Genomic DNA, 15,336 nt, shown 5'->3' with positions numbered 1-15,336 from the left:
CTGTTGTTGCCTTTTTTTTGTTGTTTCCCCGTTGTCCAAAACACAACGAGAAAAGTCGCCGGGGACCGGCGGGGCGGGGCCCGGTTTGCACCCCCTGCCCCCCGGCACCGTCGCTCTCGCTACAGGCCCCGCGCCTGCTCGCCCGTTGCCGCGTATTCCGTCCGCGTCTGCTCAGGGGACGCCGCATATTCCCTCTGCGTCTGCTCGGGAATCGCTGCGTATTCTCTCCGGAACAGCAGGCAGAGACAGAGCGCGGCCAACGGCATGCACAGAGCAGTCAGAAAGTCCGCGAAGATCAGGTGCTTGTGAAGGTCGGACGCTCCCTCGGTCAGTACCACGGTCCAGAACTGGAGCACCAGGGCGAGTACCAGGCACACTGTCATCCGGCCCACGGCCCGTGCCGAATTCCGGGCCCAGGTCCGGCTGGCGAGTACGGCGCCGAGCGCTAGGGTGACGAGCCAGAGCAGCGGAATGAGGGCCGGCATCACATCGAAACCGTCGAAGATCTCGCTCACCACTGCGATCCGGTGCTCCTTGGCGTAAGGCGAATGACCGGATCCGGCCGGATAGGAGCCGAGGTACTCAAGGTCCAGTCGGGTCATCCCCTGCACTCCGCGTGCCCCCATGGCAACCACCCGACTTGGGTTCTCCAGGAAGTGAAGAACGATCTTGGCCGGTGTGACGTGCCTCTTGTAATCGTCCCAATAGGGCGTCCTGGCAGCGGAATTCTCAGAGATCATCGTGGTGTTCATGGCGGAGATAAGCCGGGGATCGGCGCCCAGCGCCCGCAGATCCCCCACCGGGTCGAGGCTGTGCGGCAGCATCTCTTTGAACACGGCGTCGTACCAGACGAGTTGGTTGAGCCGCTTGGGCTGAGACGCGGCGAATCCGGCGCCGACCCCGCAGAGCAGGACGCAAGCGATCAGCGCAGGCCAGCGCAACGCCAACCACCGCGTGAACCGCCGTTGGCGGCCATCACCCGCGTTCGCCTGATCCTCGCCCTTCTGCCGCACGCTCGGCATCCACAGCAGCGCCAGCATGGTGACCGGAAGCAGGGAGATCAACTGGGGCTTGGACGTCATCGCGAAGAGCACGGTGACAGTGGTCAGCACGATTCCGCCCAGCGACGAGGTCGGGTGCCGCCACAGCAGGAGCAGGGACGGACAGAGCAGGAGAAGCCCCACCAGTCCGGCCGGCTCGCTGAAAGGTGAGATGAAGAAGTCCGCGAACGCCGAGTCGCATACGACCATACCGAAGCCGGCGGTCGCCACAAGCCGCAACCACACAGGGCCCGGCAGCAGCACAACCAGCAAGGCGATGATCGCACCGAAGGCCAACGCGAGCAGCAGCCCGACCGCTCTCAGGTCGAGTGCGCCGGGCAGTCCGAGTACCGGCGTCAGGGCCTTGGCGAGCCCCAGCACCAACTGCTGCGACGAGTAATACGGTTCGCCCGAACCCTGCGCACCACATGTCTCCCCGTACCACGTGTGGGGCACCCACGTCGGATAGACGTAGGCCGATGGCGCGGCGTCCCAGGGGTGGTTGCTCACCACGCCGAACACGCAGAGCAGCCGGTCGGCGTCTCCGTTGTCCCCCATGCCGACCACCCCGCCCAACAGCAGGCGCAGCAGCATCACGACCGTCCAGACAACCCCCGCGGTCGCGGCTGCTGTTCGCACCGACCGCCGGCTGGGTTCTCCCATCGCCAGACGGCGTACTGAGGCCTTGGCCAGAGCAGCGCGTGCATAGTACGTGGTCATGCCCGTCCCTTCGCTCTCCCGCTGAGGGTGCCGACGATGGCTGTGCCCGGTTGGGCCGGGCCGACACCGCACTTCACCGTCCTGATGCCCTTCTCCCATTCGTCCCTGCCCGGCGTCTTGGCCTTGATCGCGAGATCTGGTGCGCGTTTCAGCTGTTTGTGAAGGAACTCCTCCACGAACGGCTTGCATACTTTGGCCGCTGCCGACTGGACGTCCGTGAAGCGCACCCTTCCATCAAGGTCGAGCCAGGCATTGACCTCCTCACGGTCATGCCCTTGATCGCAGGTGACGGCCATGCCGCCGTACTCGCAGTCGCGTACGGCCGATGACTCGGGCTTCTTCAGCACGTTGCGCAGCGGGAAGGCCACGAGAGGCCCGTGCTTGGCCTCACGAACCGGGGGCACAGCGTCGCAACGCAGGGTGCGCACGCCTCTGGCCCATTCCGCCCGGGTTGGATACCTCGGCCAGATTGAGAATGAGGTGGTGTCCCGTGGCCCGGCGCCCAGATACTGCCTGAGCATCTGGACGTCGCACCGGTCCAGCGCGTACGCCTGCAGTTGCTCCGGGTCGGGCCGTTCCGGGTAGGTGGCGAGTCGACCTTCGAGGGAGATCACCTGGAAGGTCTCGCTGCGGTGTGGCCGGTCGCAGGGCACGGGCGGCGCGATATCGCTGGGCTGGACCATTTCCTGCGGTGTGCGGAAGGTGTGGCAGCTGCCCACGGCCTGCATGACTGTCGGCACGGCCGCGGGTGCCGAATTGGCAACCGTGCAGCCGGTCAACAACACGAGCCCGGCAGCACCCAGCGGAACAGGATATTTGCGCATGTCCATCATCTCGTGTGTCGCGGAATGGGGTGGTCGCGGATGCGTCAAGCGTCTTTGGCGACCGGCTGACCGAGGGCGAAAACCTCGGCGTTGCGTCGCGTCTTGGCCCAGCCAACGCGGCCGATTAACAACCGTCCGAGGGCGCGCCAGGCGATGACGTAGAAAAGGTAGATCATCGTCGCATAGGCAATACCCCAGCCGAGGCACCGGAGCAGTCCGAGTGAGGGTTCACAGTGCCGGTGGTACAGATAGCCCCAGACCGCGAACTGCGCGATACCGAAGACCAGATAGAGCGAGAACTCGACGGCACCGCCGGTCCGGAGGAAGGTCAGGGTCGGCTCGGGATACAGGACCAGATTGTTCAGGAAGATCAGGATCGGCAGCGGGTAGATCACCGTTCCCACCAGCCATAGCCAGGGCTGGACCAGGTAGTACGAGATCTCCACGACCCCGGAGTTGGTCAGATGCGGTGAGCGCCACGCCTTGGACAGGTAGCGCATGCACTGCATGGTTCCCTGGCACCAACGAGTCCGCTGCGTCATGAAGCGAGGCAGGCTGTACAGCGCCTCCTGATCCACCCAGGCCTCGGTGGCGTAGCCGGTGCGGTAGCCCGCCAGCATGATGTGCAGACCGAGCTCGAAGTCCTCCAGCAGCGAGCCGCGCCAGGGCTCACGGTCGTGGCCTGCGAGTTCATCCAGCGCACTCATCCGGCTCAGCTGGCCGTTCCCACCCATGCACACGCTCTTTGTCGTGCGGCGGGAAATCTGAATGGCGGAGATCGCCGCCCGGAACTCGATGTCCTGTAGCCGGACGAGCGTACGGCCGAACCAGTTCTGCAGCTTGGTCCCGTCCGGCAACGGCTCACGGATGTTCCGGTTGACCATGCGGACCTCGATCTGCACGGCGCCCATCTCAGCATCACCGAACAGGCTCGGCCCCGCGCATACGTCGAGGGCGTTGATGGACGGACGTGCGTCCGCGTCGAAGACAGCCACGATGACAGAGGTTCGGTTTATGTCGGCCGGCAGCCAGTCGTCGAGTGCCTTATATGCGGCGTTCAGCGCATGACTCTTGCCAGTACGGGCGTGCGGGCGGCGCCGCCGCACCAGGTGCACATACGGTGAACGCTTGGCATGGTCGTGGACGATGGCCGCGGTCTCGTCCTCGGAGTCATCGTCGATGACCCACAGGTGCACGTCGGGGAAATACTCGCGGAGATAGTGGAGAGTGCCACCGATCACGCTCTCCTCGTCTCTGCATGGGATGAAGAAGTGCCATGAGAAGTCATTCGCGTCGCCCGGCGGTTGTGGCTTGGTGCGTAGGTATGCGAGGACCAGCAGGATCACATAGAGGGTGAAAGTTGCGCTGATGACGAGGGCCAAGGCCATCGCCAGGCCGACGAAGCCGCTCTCTTGGAAATGGTTCACTGTGATGATCCGTTCAGCCGGCCGTCCCGCTGCGGCCGTCGCATCGCGACGAGCAGCAAAGCCGTCACCGAGGCGGCCACACCCACCAGACTGAGGAGGGAGCCGACTACGGCGTGCGCCCAGCCGAAGCCCTCCTCTCCCCATCTCTGGGAAAACGATGCGATCAAACCGATGCGTACCTGGTTCGTCGCGATGAGCAAGGCAGCTCCGATGCCTGTTCCCGCGAGAATGCGGGAAACGGTGGAACGCCGGCTGAGCATGAAGCCGGCGCCCACCAGGAGAAGCGGGATGATCAGCATCGCCGAGCTGCACCCTGCTGTGATCCGCAGGCCCATCGCGTGCGGCGTGCCGAGACCGAAGAAGGTCACCGCCTCACCCCAGTCCAAAGCGGTGGTTCCCGTAGTGACCAGCCCGATGACGTGCTCGCCCGCCGCGGCCTCGGCCGAACGGAACCACTCGTTGAAGCCGAAGAGCGCACCAGCGGTGAGGAGCAGAACAGCTGCGAGTACGAGCCGGAGGTAGGGCGGCTGAGATGGCCGTGATGTTCCGAGACCGAGGGTCGGCACCGGTGGCTGCCCATCAGCGGGAAGCACACTCACCTGCGGCCCGGGGCGACGAGATGTCGGATTCGGGTGCACTCTCAGGCCTTTCTGACACAGCGACGCCCGCTGCCCGGACGCCTCTCGCACGAAAGGAGGGCTCGAGGGGCGAACGATGACGCCAGGCGAGGACAAATTCAGCACAGTAATGCGGCACATGGATTACGGAGCAAACGGCGCGCCCGCGCGGGGTACGGACCGGCGTCTGCTGCCGTGTTCCTGGAGAACGGGCACTGGAGGGACGTTCGGCTTCACCGCGGGAGGCCGTTTCACCTGCGGTGTTCCCGTTGTTCCGGTGTTCCCGGTCACCAGCAGCAGGGAAAGAGCCGTGCAGGAGTGTGCTGGCTGGTGCCTGCCCGGATTCTGTGCTCAGCGGCGGGATGACCCGTGCCTGTGACGCTTGACGGGAAATACATTCTGCTTGAATTCTCCAGCAAGATTGCCTGGATTCTCGAATTCGACCGCGATGTATCTCTCGTAGTGGCCGGGCTTGCCTCCAACTGCCCGTGCGGCTCCGATGCGTGTGCTGTCCTTCCACACCAATTGCGTGAAATGACCTGTCCGGGCGCTGAAGCCGGCGGAATTGAAATCATAGTCCGAGACCTCTGCGTACCATCGGTCAACGGCGGTACGTGCATCGACGGATCCGGAAGGCTTGCGGCTGGCACTGGCCCAGTAGAGAACTTCCCCCGTCCGCGATCGAAGCCCTTTGTGACCCTTGTCCAGTCTGTGCCCCTGCGACACCTCCAGCAGTCTCGCCTTCGCGTATTTGGTGAGGTTGTCGTCGAGGCGCACCGGAGGAACGCCATGCCTGGCTCGAACCGCGTTCACGGTGACCACGATTTGCTTGAGGAAGGCGTTGTCGGTCGCATCTTGAAAATCTCTGGGCTTTGAAATAGGAAATGCTGAGGCACTCAGGAGCCCGACAGCTCCGAGGAGTGAACCCACTTTGCTTAGCACCTACCCTCCATTTGCTAATGTCTCCACCGCCGGTCAGGCGAGTCACTACTGGCTCATTCACGCCAGGTGCCCCTTACCGCTTCCCTCGCCCTCCGCCCTTCCAAGCACGGGGCGCCTCCTGTCATCTATTGTATTGATAGAGCTCACGGAGTCGGGCGGCTTGCGTGTCGCGGGTGTGACTGTGGAAGGCGCGCCTCGCGCTCTCGGAATGCACATGGCGATCGGTGGGGGATCTAAGGAGACGCTGGACCGTAGCGGCCAGATCCTCGGGATGGGGAGCGAGACCGGGAAGCCGGAGAGCTTGGAGTGTGGGAATCGATCGGGCGGCGATGGGTAAACCCACCTGTGTTGCCTGCAGCAGAGTGTCGCAGCTCCCTTCCCACGCCGCCGTATGCACGTATACATCGGCCTTTTGCAGCAGTCGGAGTACGTTCCTTCGAGGCAGTTGGCCTGTGACACAGACTCCTGCCTTCTCAAGGAGGCGTCGATAACGAGGCTCGCCTTCCCCGATCCACATCCAGGTGGTGTCTGTTTTGGCCGCGGCTACCGCAGCCTGAAAGAAAGCTGGATCTCGCTGAGGGCCCAGCGGACCCATGGCCACTGCGATTGGCGCTTTCGCCGGAGGTGATGACCCGTCCGACAGACCGAGGGCGTTGCCGTGCGGCACATTGGGTACGTGGACGATTCTTCCGGTGCGGTGCAGACGAGCGGCCAGATGTCCTTCGCGAAGATTGCATACCGCGACTGTTCCGGTACGTGGTGCGAGCAGGTACTCGCAGGTGACATTCAGGATTCGCGAAGCCCTGGTGAGATCCCGGCGCTCGAACGTGTAGCAGTGCGGACTGTACACGATGCATTCTGCCGGGATCCGGGGCGCAAGGCGGACGTATGCGCCGGCGTTGAAAGAGTGTGCATGTACCCAGGTGGGCTTGACCGCGAAATATGCCTCGGTGATGGCGCGTACGCGTGCTCGATGCCCAGTGGGTAAGGACGCAATCCCAGCAGGCTGGGCGCCCGGGGAAAGCCTCAACGGCTTACAGGATTCCCAACCCACTAGCAGCCAATGCTCCATATGCCCCATAGCAGTGAGATATTCATTCAGGGCAATGGAGACATCCTCGTCAAGTGGATCAACAATGTGCAGCACCCGGTCCGGGGGGTGGTCCAAATCACAGGATGCGTTTCTCATCGATTAGATCTCCGGGGAGTCGCAGTGCATGGCATAGCACCCATAGCACATTGGCGATCGTCTGATGATAAGCGGCACCCGTGGCGCCTCATGCGTACGCGAGTTGGCGTACTCCTCAGGTGCGTCTGACGAGAGGCAGGGACCGATCTCGCACCCGCGGCGGTCATGCTGCGGCGGTCGGGGCGCAGGAGAGGGCTCGAGTGTGCCGACCGTGATCGTGACGACGGCTTCCCGCGAGCGGTCACCTGTCTGGATGGCCGACCGTCATGGGGAGGAAGCGTGAGGATCTAATACGCAAACCCCTTCCGACGATGCATGGGAAGGGCCCCTTCAATCCGATAGGTGAGTAAGACATATGAAGAAGCACTCAAGGCGGATGCTTGGCATCGCGCTCACGGTGGGCGGTGCTGCCGGCGCGTTGGGGCTGCTGGCTGCTCCGCAAGCCGTAGCGGCTGCGAGCGGTGCCGATCTGTCCGTCGCCAAAGCCGGTCCGGCGCTGGAGAATGCGGGAGACGCGGTGAAGTACGAGATCGTGGTCACGAACTACGGTCCCGACGCGTCAACCGGGTGGACGCTCACCGACCAGGTCCCGACGGGACTGCTCAACGCCAGTGTCAGTAGCTCAGACGCCAATTGCGGAATGAACGGCGGCACCATCGTGTGCCAGGGCGGCGGTTTAGCCGCCAATTCCAGCGCCATCGTCTATGTCACCGGCACTGCCGGCCCGAACGGTTTTCGGCTGACGAACACCGTCACCGTGGATGGAGCCGATCCGGACCCCTACACTGACAACAACGTTTCCTCTGCCAACACGAACATCCTGGCGATTCCCGTGATCGATCCGACGGTCGGAGCGGCAGCTGCCGCAGCCGCTGCCATCACCACCACGGGTGTGGTTCTCCGCCGCCGTCGGCGCATCGGGGGCGCCGCCCTCTAACAGCTCTCCTCGCCAGGCGCTTCAGCGGGGCACACCGGGGCTTTAGGGCTCAAGAGGACAGCACGAAAGGGATCAGTGCTCAAAACTGGTCCCGGCCCGGGGCCCGCCTTTGGGCACTATGTGTCCCGCGAAGCAGTCCTGGTGCCAACCGGCCCATGACAGATGGCGTCAAGGATGCCGCGTCATGACCCACGGCAGGAGGTGTTGTCTCGTTGCCGGGGGACGACCATGGCGTGGGCGCTGACCTGAGGTGGCTGGTCTTGTGAAAGCCGCGGATGGTGGGTGACCTGCTGCTTCTGCAATGACATTTTCCGTTGCTTCGACGCAGCAACATAGCAAATGCTGAGGTATGCGCAGAGGAAGGCCACAAAGAGGGACCAGGAGAGCACGAGGGCCGTAATGACGTATTTCATGATCGGTGACCATTCTCCGGTAAAGGGAAAGCATCGCTGATCAGCTTGGCATCGACTCAGTGGTGCCAGAATCGTTTCCCATCGCCGGGTGCGACGGGCTCATTCGTGTGCGCAGTACATGACCGGGGTTCTCCGTCGGCCACACATGAACATCACCTGGACGCCGCTGGGACGCATAGTCGGAGGCGCCTTTAGCCATGCGATGATGGATTTCTTGTATCCCTCCTCGAGATTTAGACGGTGCAGCTCATGGGGGCTGAACAGGCCGAACTGCTGGTGCTCGCCGCTCAGTACGGGTTCGGCATGAGGTGTCAGCACTGGACACCCGTACGTGACCGTGAGGACACTGCGGCCGGGTGCCGGCTCAGATGACCAGACGTCCAGGAGGGGGCCGGCCACCGTCTTCCAACCTGATTCCTCGGCGATTTCACGCACCACGCACTGCTCTGGTGTTTCACCCAGCTCAAGGCGTCCTCCGGGTAGTTCCCACTCGTCGCGTTCATTCAGTAAAAGAAGGACACGCAGATCAAGACTTAGGGTCACCCCCCTGACGTTCACTGAGTAGGCAGGTCGTGCGTGGGTCATCGTAGTCCTTCAACGCTGTGCTGGCCCGTAAAGAAGCGAGTTGAACTAAAATTCGAATTTATTCAGATAATAGGTGCGCGTAGGTTGCTGTGCCAAGTGCTACCGACCAGCGCCAACAGAGGCGGTGATTACCTCAAGCTCCGCTTCGGTGAAGGAGGTCTGCTCCGCTGCGGCGCACAACTCGTCTAGTTGCGCAGGGGATTCGGGAGTGATGATGGCTGACGACACGCGACGGTCCCGTAATACCCAGCTCAGAGCCAACTGTGCGAGGGTCTGACCCCGAGCCGAGGCGACCGTTTTCAGGAGGTCGAGATCAGTATGGTCTCTCATTGGCCACGCCAATTGGCCTCGATGGCTATTCACATTCGGGAACGTCTTCGTGTCGAGTAATCCGTTCGCCAAAGGGTTGTCGGCGACGAAACTGACTCGATAGAAATCGAGGACGTCCAGGAGCGCTTCTTCCGCCCATCGGTTGAGTACCGAAAAGGAACCTTGACAAACGATGGGGGAACTGCCGAGCTCATAAAGGATCTCAATGGCTCGGCGGGCCATCGTCGGCGCGTAGCCGGCAAGCCCGATATAGAATGCTTTCCCCTGGTTCACTGCCGAAACCAAGGCTCCCATGGTTTCTTCGAGAGGAGTGCTCGGATCATAGCGATCCGAGTAAAGGATGTCGACGTACTCCAGCGATAGTCCACGTAGAACGGAGTCGAGTGATGACATCAATTGCTTGCGAGAGCCGAAGCCGAATGACTGTCCTTGCCGGGTTCCAAACCCTACGTGCGCTGCCAGCACGATCTCATCACGCTGGCGGCGAATGCCTGCCAGTGCATCATTCATGCGTCTGCTGGACACTGACCTCCGCGCCATCCAGGAAGCGGGCAGGTCGAAGTGGGAGATGCCACGATCGAAAGCTCGTTGTGCCAGGGTTTTCCGTAGACCGGGCTGACGCCTGTTGCTGGCGCTGAGCGGCACGCACAGAGAGATAGCCGACACATGAAGACCGCTGTAGCCGCAACGGCGATAGGGCATGTGCGGCGTACGGGATAGGGCGGATTCATAAGCCAAGAGTTCCCCCTGCATGTGAGCAGTCCGTTCATTTCGACGGCAATGTTCAGGCACTGTCGATCGGTACAGATGCCGGTGGGCGCCCGTGATGGGAGGTGCACTTCATATCGAGGAGAGGAACTCACGGCCGATACATGACGGCGTGCGCACCAGACAAGGTGATGCGCGCCAAGGAGTGGCCCCGTACGGGCGGCGCTCCGCGGAGTGTGGCGCTGTGTGCCTGGTCAGCTGCCAGGCCGGCGGTGCGATCTCTGCGCTGATCGAGTGGTATTTGACCAGCTGGCAGCACGGTGGTTCGTAGCGTGATGTCATCCCTGCCTGCTCCAGGCGGTGGCATCTTCTGCCAAACGCACGGCGTGGAGTGACGTCAGGGAGAGATCGAGGCCCTATAAAGGGGTGGCAATCCGCCGCTGCGATCATGGGAGCCAACGCGTTGATGTCCTGGATCGACTCCTCGCCCCTTCTTGATTTGTGCCGTGATCCTAGCCATCGTCCTTCCTCGGTCCAGTGCTGAGCAATCCCATCGAGGGCACGAACTCTATGGTTCTTCCATCAGTGACTGATGCGTCGGTCCCGAATTGGCTGGACGCCGTTTTTTGTATACGTGCTGCGCGCGGAAATGAGCTGAGTCAGTCTTTCGGAATATATTTAATGGTCTTCTTCGAGCCTCGGCTGTGACGATTGATACGTAGCCTGGCATGGCGGCTCGCGCGATTTACCACAAGAAGAATTAAGTGGACTTCGCGAGCCGTGCACGTCCCTTTGGTGCATATCTAGTCGAGATCGAGGCCGACCGTCAGGTTTGCTCGCGGCGAGCCCTCATTCAGGAGCCGTCATGTCATATTCAACTGGACAAAGCACGCCGCAGGTCGGTCGTTCGGGCGGTGTCACTGCTTCCGGACGCGAAGCAGTGGAGTCCAGCGATCAGGAATTGGCTCAATCAGTGCGCGACGGTGACACAGAAGCCTTCGGCGTGCTTTTCCTCCGTCACCGAAACGCTGCCACTCGGCTTGCGTCGATGTACGCCGATGATGCGCATACTGTACAGGATTTCGTCGCCGAAGCATTTTCACGTGTGCTGCAAGCGCTCAGATCAGGCGGCGGTCCGTCCAGTTCCTTTCGAAGCTATCTGCTGAAGGTCTTGCGCAACGTGGTGGCCGAATGGGGGAGGAACGCCGGTCGGCAGGTATACGTGCCAGACGTCAGCCCTTATGAGATGGAGTATGCAGAGTCGGCTGGATGCGAAGCTCTCAAGAACTATGAATACGGGTTGGTGATAGAGGCGCTTACGTCCCTGTCCGAGCGATGGAGAACCGTTCTGTGGTGCACTGTTGTGCAATCTCAGCAGCCTGCCGCGCTTGCCAACATGATGGGTGCCAGTCCAAACGGCGTCGCAGCTCTGGCCTACAGGGCGAAAGAAGGGTTACGGCAGGCATATTTGAGTGTTCATTTGGATCAGAGGAGATGTCCCGGCCAGTGCTCCTATTTTGTGAGCCGGCTGGCCGCATTTTCTCGAGGGCGGCTCGGTGAACGCGCATCGGAAGAGGTGAGGCTGCACGTCAAGGGATGCGATTCATGCAGAGATCTCTATCAAGAGATCAATGAGTTGAATCAGTTCTTCCGAGTCTGAGATTGTCGAAGGTGGCGCGTGCTCGCGTCAGCCATCCTAAGTGATTACTGGAGCTGATCATTCGTGTATGAAGAAAATGACATCGCGGTAGTACTGGGCACCCGCCCGGAAATCATCAAACTGGCCGGAGTCATCCGGAACCTGGGGGCGCGTGCCTCGATTCTGTATACCGGGCAGCACTATGATGCTGAACTGTCTGAGAGTTTCTTTCACACATTCAAGCTGCCGCCGCCGGATTTACTGCTGAGTGGCATCAGTGGGTCACATCGCAGTATTCAAATCTCGAGTGCCACTTATCAGCTGGCTGACTATTTCCGGCAGACGCGACCGAGGCTGGTGATTGTTCAGGGCGATACAAACTCCACGTTGGCTGGAGCACAAGCAGCCAACTATTGCGGGATCCCGGTGCTTCATGTCGAAGCCGGCCTTCGTTCCAACGACCGTTCCATGCCAGAGGAAGTCAACAGGCGCCTGGTGTCTGTGTTGGCGGACATTCATTGCGCGCCGACGTCGTGGAATGCTGCAAACCTGGTTTCCGAAGGGATCCCCTTGTACGCTGTCCGCGTCACCGGAAATACCATCGTGGAAGCTACATGCGAGTCGCTGCCCGGGCTCGAGGAATCTCGAGAGATCCTTGCGAGATATGGGCTCTGTGAGAATGAATTCATTCTCACAACGATCCATCGACCGGAGAACACTGACGACCCTGAGAGGCTCGCGGAAATCCTGGACTCATTGTCCGAAACTCCCATCCCAGTGCTCTTTCCGGTCCATCCTCGGACGGCTGCCAGCGCTCACGGCTTTGGCTTGACGGAGCGACTTTCGATGGTTCGGCACGTTCCACCCATGGATTATTCCACGTTCCTTGCATTGGCGAGTCAGGCTCGCTTGCTGATTTCAGACTCCGGTGGGATTCAGGAGGAGTGCACAATTATCAAGAAGCCTCTGATTGTGGTGAGGCGAAACACTGAGCGGCCTGAAGCGATTGCAGCAGGGTTCGCCGTACGGGTGAGTCATCGGCGTGAGATTTCTGAGGAGATCGCCCGAATCCTGACGATGAGTGAGCTGGCGCGCGCTCTGGTCAACAGACCCTGCCCCTTTGGCGATGGAAAGGCCAGCGAGCGCATCACGGAGATTGCCCTGACCATGGCGGAGGGCGGGGCTCTTCCACCGAGTCAGGCATTCGGTGAATTCTCGTACTCCCCTGAACTGCATGGCACTCATGGCGGGGCTGCGGGAAGGACACTGCGTCGTTCCCCGGTTGAGGGGGGCTCGCTCGCACAATAGACGTGCGCTCGCCGGCAGCCACAGAGTGGAGTAGGGGCTCGTGCCCGCCGGCGATCGCGGTCAATTTCCGGCTATCGGCGCGACGCAGCTCTCTCGCGTCGGTAAAGAATGGCCCCCCCGGTCAGCAGGGCGGCAGCAGCGGCTGATCCTGTGAGCAGCACTTCAGTTCCAGTGCTGGCCATTCCGGCCCTCGGGACGGGGGGAGCGGCAGATACCGGGGCGGCCGGGCCGTGATTCAGCGTGACAGGTGCGATCGGAGTGCCGGGAAGTGCGGGGTCCATGAAGGCTCGAGTACGGGGACCACGTCCAGGGGAGGCGGGTGCTGTGGGGGCGCTTGAGTCTTGCTGCGTGGTCTGGCGTCGTGATGGGGTGGTCGCCTTTGCCGGGGCAGCCGGGAGTACTGAGGTGTGATGCCCCGGCGCCAACGGCGTGGAAGTGCTCGACGCTGACGGTCGTGTGCGGGGCAGAGACGGTTGCGAGGTGGTGGAGCCGTGGCGTGTCGGCTGCGGTGCTGTTGGCGTGGAGGGGGCTTGGTATGCCGGTTGCGAGGTGCTGGGCAAGAGGGGGGTGGTGGAAGCCGCCACGAGGTCTGCAGGCAAGTCGATTGCCTGGAGGGTGGGTGCGAGGGGTGGTGAGGTGGTCAGCGCGGAGAGAGGGGCCGGTGCCGAAACCACAGGTGCCCAAACCTGAGGTGCCGTCTGAGGGGTGAGGTCCTGCTGGGTTGGCTGGGCCGTTGTCGGTGTGGCCGCAGGACGGCCCGACGGCAGAGGTGCCGTCGGTGCAGCAGGAGTCTCAGTGGTCGAGCCCGTCGGAGTGATCGGGCTCAGGTCCGGCGACGGTGCTGTCCTCGGAGCCGTGGGGCTGTGACCCGGCGGCGTGAGCCGGCCGTTGCACGGGGGCCGATGTGCGGCGTGGCCTTCGGTGCCGTTCCTCTGGTCGGACCGCGCCGGGGGGTTGGACGCATGCGCGCAAGTACTGGGCGAGGCAGCATGCTGTTGCGTGATCACGGCGACGGCCATGTCACAGACGTTCGCCGGCAGCTCCGACGGAAGTTCCACTGTGTTGCCCGACAGGACGTCGGGCAATTCGAGGGTAGAGCTTTGCAGTTGGGCGGCAGCCTGCGCCTCGGAGCCGCATACCAGGACGCTTGTCGCGGCGGCGGCGATGACCATGCGCCTGCTCAGGGTTTTTCGCACTGTCGTTGTCTTCCTACTCGAAGAAGGTAGAAGTCGGCCTCGGGGCCAGTAGTGAGTCAGGAGTCGATACCGATAAGCACGCCTGACCGGTGGGTGATGGGGTCAGGAGTTGATATCGGTGCCGATCGTCAGGCTCTGCTGGTCGGCTGGTTTGTCGCACAGGCTCATGTGGATGGCCTGGAGCTGGTCCTTGCTGAGCCACAGCCGAGAGCCGTCTTCCTCCTGTGCGTCACCTGCTTCCCCTTCTTGTTTCTCAAGGGCCATGGACCGTCATGGTTTAAGCCGAGCGAGTCGCAGCGTGAGCGTCCCGCACCATGGCCTGCGGGCTGTAAACGAGTGAAGAGGGCTTAAGAAACCGATGGATTCCTGCACCGCCGGGGAATTCACTCTTGTCGTTCGTGGAGGCCGGTGCCGTGCGAGCGATGGAGCAGAAAGGATCTTTCGTTAAGTCACTAAATATCGTCGCACGGCGACACCGCCATCAGTGGTTGGGCAGGCCGCCCCCCTCCAGTCCGGACTGTCCGGACTCGACGAGCGGGAGACCGTCTGGCGGTGCTGGAGCAGCACACGCTCAGGGCGCGCGTGGCGATGCGAGACGGACGATCCCCATCAAATTACCCTGTTTCGGACTTCATGTAATGGGGGGGGCGAAATTGACGCTTGTACGAGCCCATCGATCATTCGGCCGGTCTGGCCACAAAGCGGAGAACGACTATGGACATCACTCTTGAGCAGCCGGTCCGCGCTCGTCTGGTCACCTTAGAGGACCCGGGGTGCCCGGCCGCCGCTACGCTGCGGTACACCTCCAGGGACCCGTTGGCCATCCACATGGACTTCCCGGCCGAGCTCTCACTCACCGGTGCTGACATCACTTGGTCCTTCGCCCGAGACCTGCTGTGGGCAGGCCTGACAGCCGTGGTCGGCGAGGGTGACGTTCATATCTGGCCCTGCGATCGGTCCACCACAGTGCTTGAGTTCTACGGGGCGGACGGCATGGCGCTGGTCGAGTTCGAAAGAGATGTCCTGCACTCCTTCCTGCTGCGTACGTACGCTGCCGTGGCTATGGGGCAGGAAGACGTCGGCCCGGCCATCGACAGCTGCCTGTCCGCGTTGATGGGCGGTGTGTGAGCGCATCGGGCGCTGTTGTGGTGTGTGGGGGAAGTTGCGGTGCGGACAAGCTGGGTTCGGCCGCGTTTTGGGGATAGAATTCGCGGATCGCGGAGCGACAGTGCAGCTGGCGCTCTTCAGGCGTGCCCAGGTGCACTCGGGTTCCGGGAGTGCTGGGGATGAACGGAGTCGGCGCCGGTCATCCCTGCACCGGTCATGGATCGCCAGTGATGGGGATCGTCCCTGGTGCTACCGCCGTTTACATGAAGGCACTTGCCCGGCGGATCAGTCGGCCACCGTCGCCGATACTGCTATGGAGCAGATCAGGTCCAGGTCCCGGCCGACGTCCCTGTC

14 protein-coding genes are annotated in these 15,336 nt (G+C 62.2%); 4 read left to right on the top strand and 10 right to left on the bottom strand.

Going from position 1 to position 15,336, the window contains the following annotated elements:
- Positions 1-119 precede the first annotated feature (119 nt).
- From wsfD to ACZ7GZ_RS36375, 6 genes are all read right to left on the bottom strand, one after another.
- Positions 120-1,760 (bottom strand): glycan biosynthesis hexose transferase WsfD, encoded by a 1,641-nt coding sequence (wsfD, locus tag ACZ7GZ_RS36400; RefSeq protein WP_471031081.1) that lies wholly within the window; start codon positions 1,758-1,760, stop codon positions 120-122.
- On the bottom strand, positions 1,757-2,584 hold the full coding sequence (locus ACZ7GZ_RS36395; protein WP_471031080.1) for a septum formation family protein: 828 nt from the start codon (positions 2,582-2,584) through the stop codon (positions 1,757-1,759). The genes wsfD and ACZ7GZ_RS36395 overlap by 4 nt, the downstream gene beginning before the upstream one ends.
- Before the next feature lie 44 nt (positions 2,585-2,628).
- Positions 2,629-4,011 (bottom strand): glycosyltransferase family 2 protein, encoded by a 1,383-nt coding sequence (locus ACZ7GZ_RS36390; RefSeq protein ID WP_471031077.1) that lies wholly within the window; start codon positions 4,009-4,011, stop codon positions 2,629-2,631.
- Positions 4,008-4,577 carry an archaeosortase/exosortase family protein gene (locus tag ACZ7GZ_RS36385; protein WP_471031075.1) on the bottom strand — a complete coding sequence of 190 codons (570 nt, stop codon included), beginning with the start codon at positions 4,575-4,577 and terminating at the stop codon, positions 4,008-4,010. Before ACZ7GZ_RS36385 ends, ACZ7GZ_RS36390 begins: the two co-directional genes overlap by 4 nt.
- A gap of 402 nt (positions 4,578-4,979) precedes the next feature.
- On the bottom strand, positions 4,980-5,558 hold the full coding sequence (locus ACZ7GZ_RS36380) for a CAP domain-containing protein (protein ID WP_471031073.1): 579 nt from the start codon (positions 5,556-5,558) through the stop codon (positions 4,980-4,982).
- 133 nt (positions 5,559-5,691) lie between these two features.
- Complete coding sequence (locus ACZ7GZ_RS36375; RefSeq protein WP_471031089.1) at positions 5,692-6,165, bottom strand: glycosyltransferase; 474 nt, start codon at positions 6,163-6,165, stop codon at positions 5,692-5,694.
- 949 nt (positions 6,166-7,114) lie between these two features.
- On the opposite strand from ACZ7GZ_RS36375, the gene ACZ7GZ_RS36370 reads away from it, so the two are divergent.
- Positions 7,115-7,696, top strand: coding sequence for a DUF11 domain-containing protein (locus ACZ7GZ_RS36370; protein ID WP_471031071.1), 582 nt, complete (start codon positions 7,115-7,117; stop codon positions 7,694-7,696).
- A 512-nt stretch (positions 7,697-8,208) separates the two neighbouring features.
- Here ACZ7GZ_RS36370 and ACZ7GZ_RS36365 read toward each other — a convergent pair.
- Positions 8,209-8,694 carry an NUDIX domain-containing protein gene (locus tag ACZ7GZ_RS36365; protein ID WP_471031069.1) on the bottom strand — a complete coding sequence of 162 codons (486 nt, stop codon included), beginning with the start codon at positions 8,692-8,694 and terminating at the stop codon, positions 8,209-8,211.
- Positions 8,695-8,793: 99 nt separating this feature from the next.
- Positions 8,794-9,777, bottom strand: coding sequence for an aldo/keto reductase (locus ACZ7GZ_RS36360; RefSeq protein WP_471031067.1), 984 nt, complete (start codon positions 9,775-9,777; stop codon positions 8,794-8,796).
- Between the two features lie 820 nt (positions 9,778-10,597).
- On the opposite strand from ACZ7GZ_RS36360, the gene ACZ7GZ_RS36355 reads away from it, so the two are divergent.
- Positions 10,598-11,392 carry a sigma-70 family RNA polymerase sigma factor gene (locus tag ACZ7GZ_RS36355; protein ID WP_471031066.1) on the top strand — a complete coding sequence of 265 codons (795 nt, stop codon included), beginning with the start codon at positions 10,598-10,600 and terminating at the stop codon, positions 11,390-11,392.
- Between the two features lie 63 nt (positions 11,393-11,455).
- A complete protein-coding gene (gene wecB / locus ACZ7GZ_RS36350; RefSeq protein ID WP_471031063.1) occupies positions 11,456-12,679 on the top strand; it encodes a non-hydrolyzing UDP-N-acetylglucosamine 2-epimerase in 1,224 nt (407 codons plus the stop codon).
- A 71-nt stretch (positions 12,680-12,750) separates the two neighbouring features.
- Here wecB and ACZ7GZ_RS36345 read toward each other — a convergent pair whose 3' ends face one another.
- Both ACZ7GZ_RS36345 and ACZ7GZ_RS36340 read right to left on the bottom strand, forming a co-directional pair.
- Positions 12,751-13,851: a chaplin family protein gene (locus ACZ7GZ_RS36345; RefSeq protein ID WP_471031061.1), complete on the bottom strand. Its 1,101-nt coding sequence runs from the start codon at positions 13,849-13,851 to the stop codon at positions 12,751-12,753.
- A 126-nt stretch (positions 13,852-13,977) separates the two neighbouring features.
- On the bottom strand, positions 13,978-14,139 hold the full coding sequence (locus ACZ7GZ_RS36340) for a hypothetical protein (protein ID WP_471031060.1): 162 nt from the start codon (positions 14,137-14,139) through the stop codon (positions 13,978-13,980).
- Between the two features lie 450 nt (positions 14,140-14,589).
- Between ACZ7GZ_RS36340 and ACZ7GZ_RS36335 the strand changes: the two genes are divergently transcribed.
- A complete protein-coding gene (locus ACZ7GZ_RS36335) occupies positions 14,590-15,003 on the top strand; it encodes an SsgA family sporulation/cell division regulator (protein WP_471031059.1) in 414 nt (137 codons plus the stop codon).
- Positions 15,004-15,336: the final 333 nt, after the last annotated feature.

The sequence above is a fragment of the Streptomyces sp. NPDC037288 genome (assembly GCF_055603265.1).
This window is presented reverse-complemented; position numbering and strand designations above follow the sequence as displayed.

Excerpts from the sequence above, each read along its gene's own strand:
- ACZ7GZ_RS36395 (WP_471031080.1), bottom strand. The coding sequence starts at position 2,584 with ATGCGCAAATATCCTGTTCCGCTGGGTGCTGCCGGGCTCGTGTTGTTG.
- ACZ7GZ_RS36365 (WP_471031069.1), bottom strand. The coding sequence starts at position 8,694 with ATGACCCACGCACGACCTGCCTACTCAGTGAACGTCAGGGGGGTGACC.
- ACZ7GZ_RS36370 (WP_471031071.1), top strand. The coding sequence starts at position 7,115 with ATGAAGAAGCACTCAAGGCGGATGCTTGGCATCGCGCTCACGGTGGGC.
- ACZ7GZ_RS36360 (WP_471031067.1), bottom strand. The coding sequence starts at position 9,777 with ATGCAGGGGGAACTCTTGGCTTATGAATCCGCCCTATCCCGTACGCCG.
- ACZ7GZ_RS36340 (WP_471031060.1), bottom strand. The coding sequence starts at position 14,139 with ATGGCCCTTGAGAAACAAGAAGGGGAAGCAGGTGACGCACAGGAGGAA.
- ACZ7GZ_RS36355 (WP_471031066.1), top strand. The coding sequence starts at position 10,598 with ATGTCATATTCAACTGGACAAAGCACGCCGCAGGTCGGTCGTTCGGGC.
- ACZ7GZ_RS36375 (WP_471031089.1), bottom strand. The coding sequence starts at position 6,165 with ATGGGTCCGCTGGGCCCTCAGCGAGATCCAGCTTTCTTTCAGGCTGCG.
- ACZ7GZ_RS36335 (WP_471031059.1), top strand. The coding sequence starts at position 14,590 with ATGGACATCACTCTTGAGCAGCCGGTCCGCGCTCGTCTGGTCACCTTA.
- ACZ7GZ_RS36345 (WP_471031061.1), bottom strand. The coding sequence starts at position 13,851 with ATGGTCATCGCCGCCGCCGCGACAAGCGTCCTGGTATGCGGCTCCGAG.
- wsfD (WP_471031081.1), bottom strand. The coding sequence starts at position 1,760 with ATGACCACGTACTATGCACGCGCTGCTCTGGCCAAGGCCTCAGTACGC.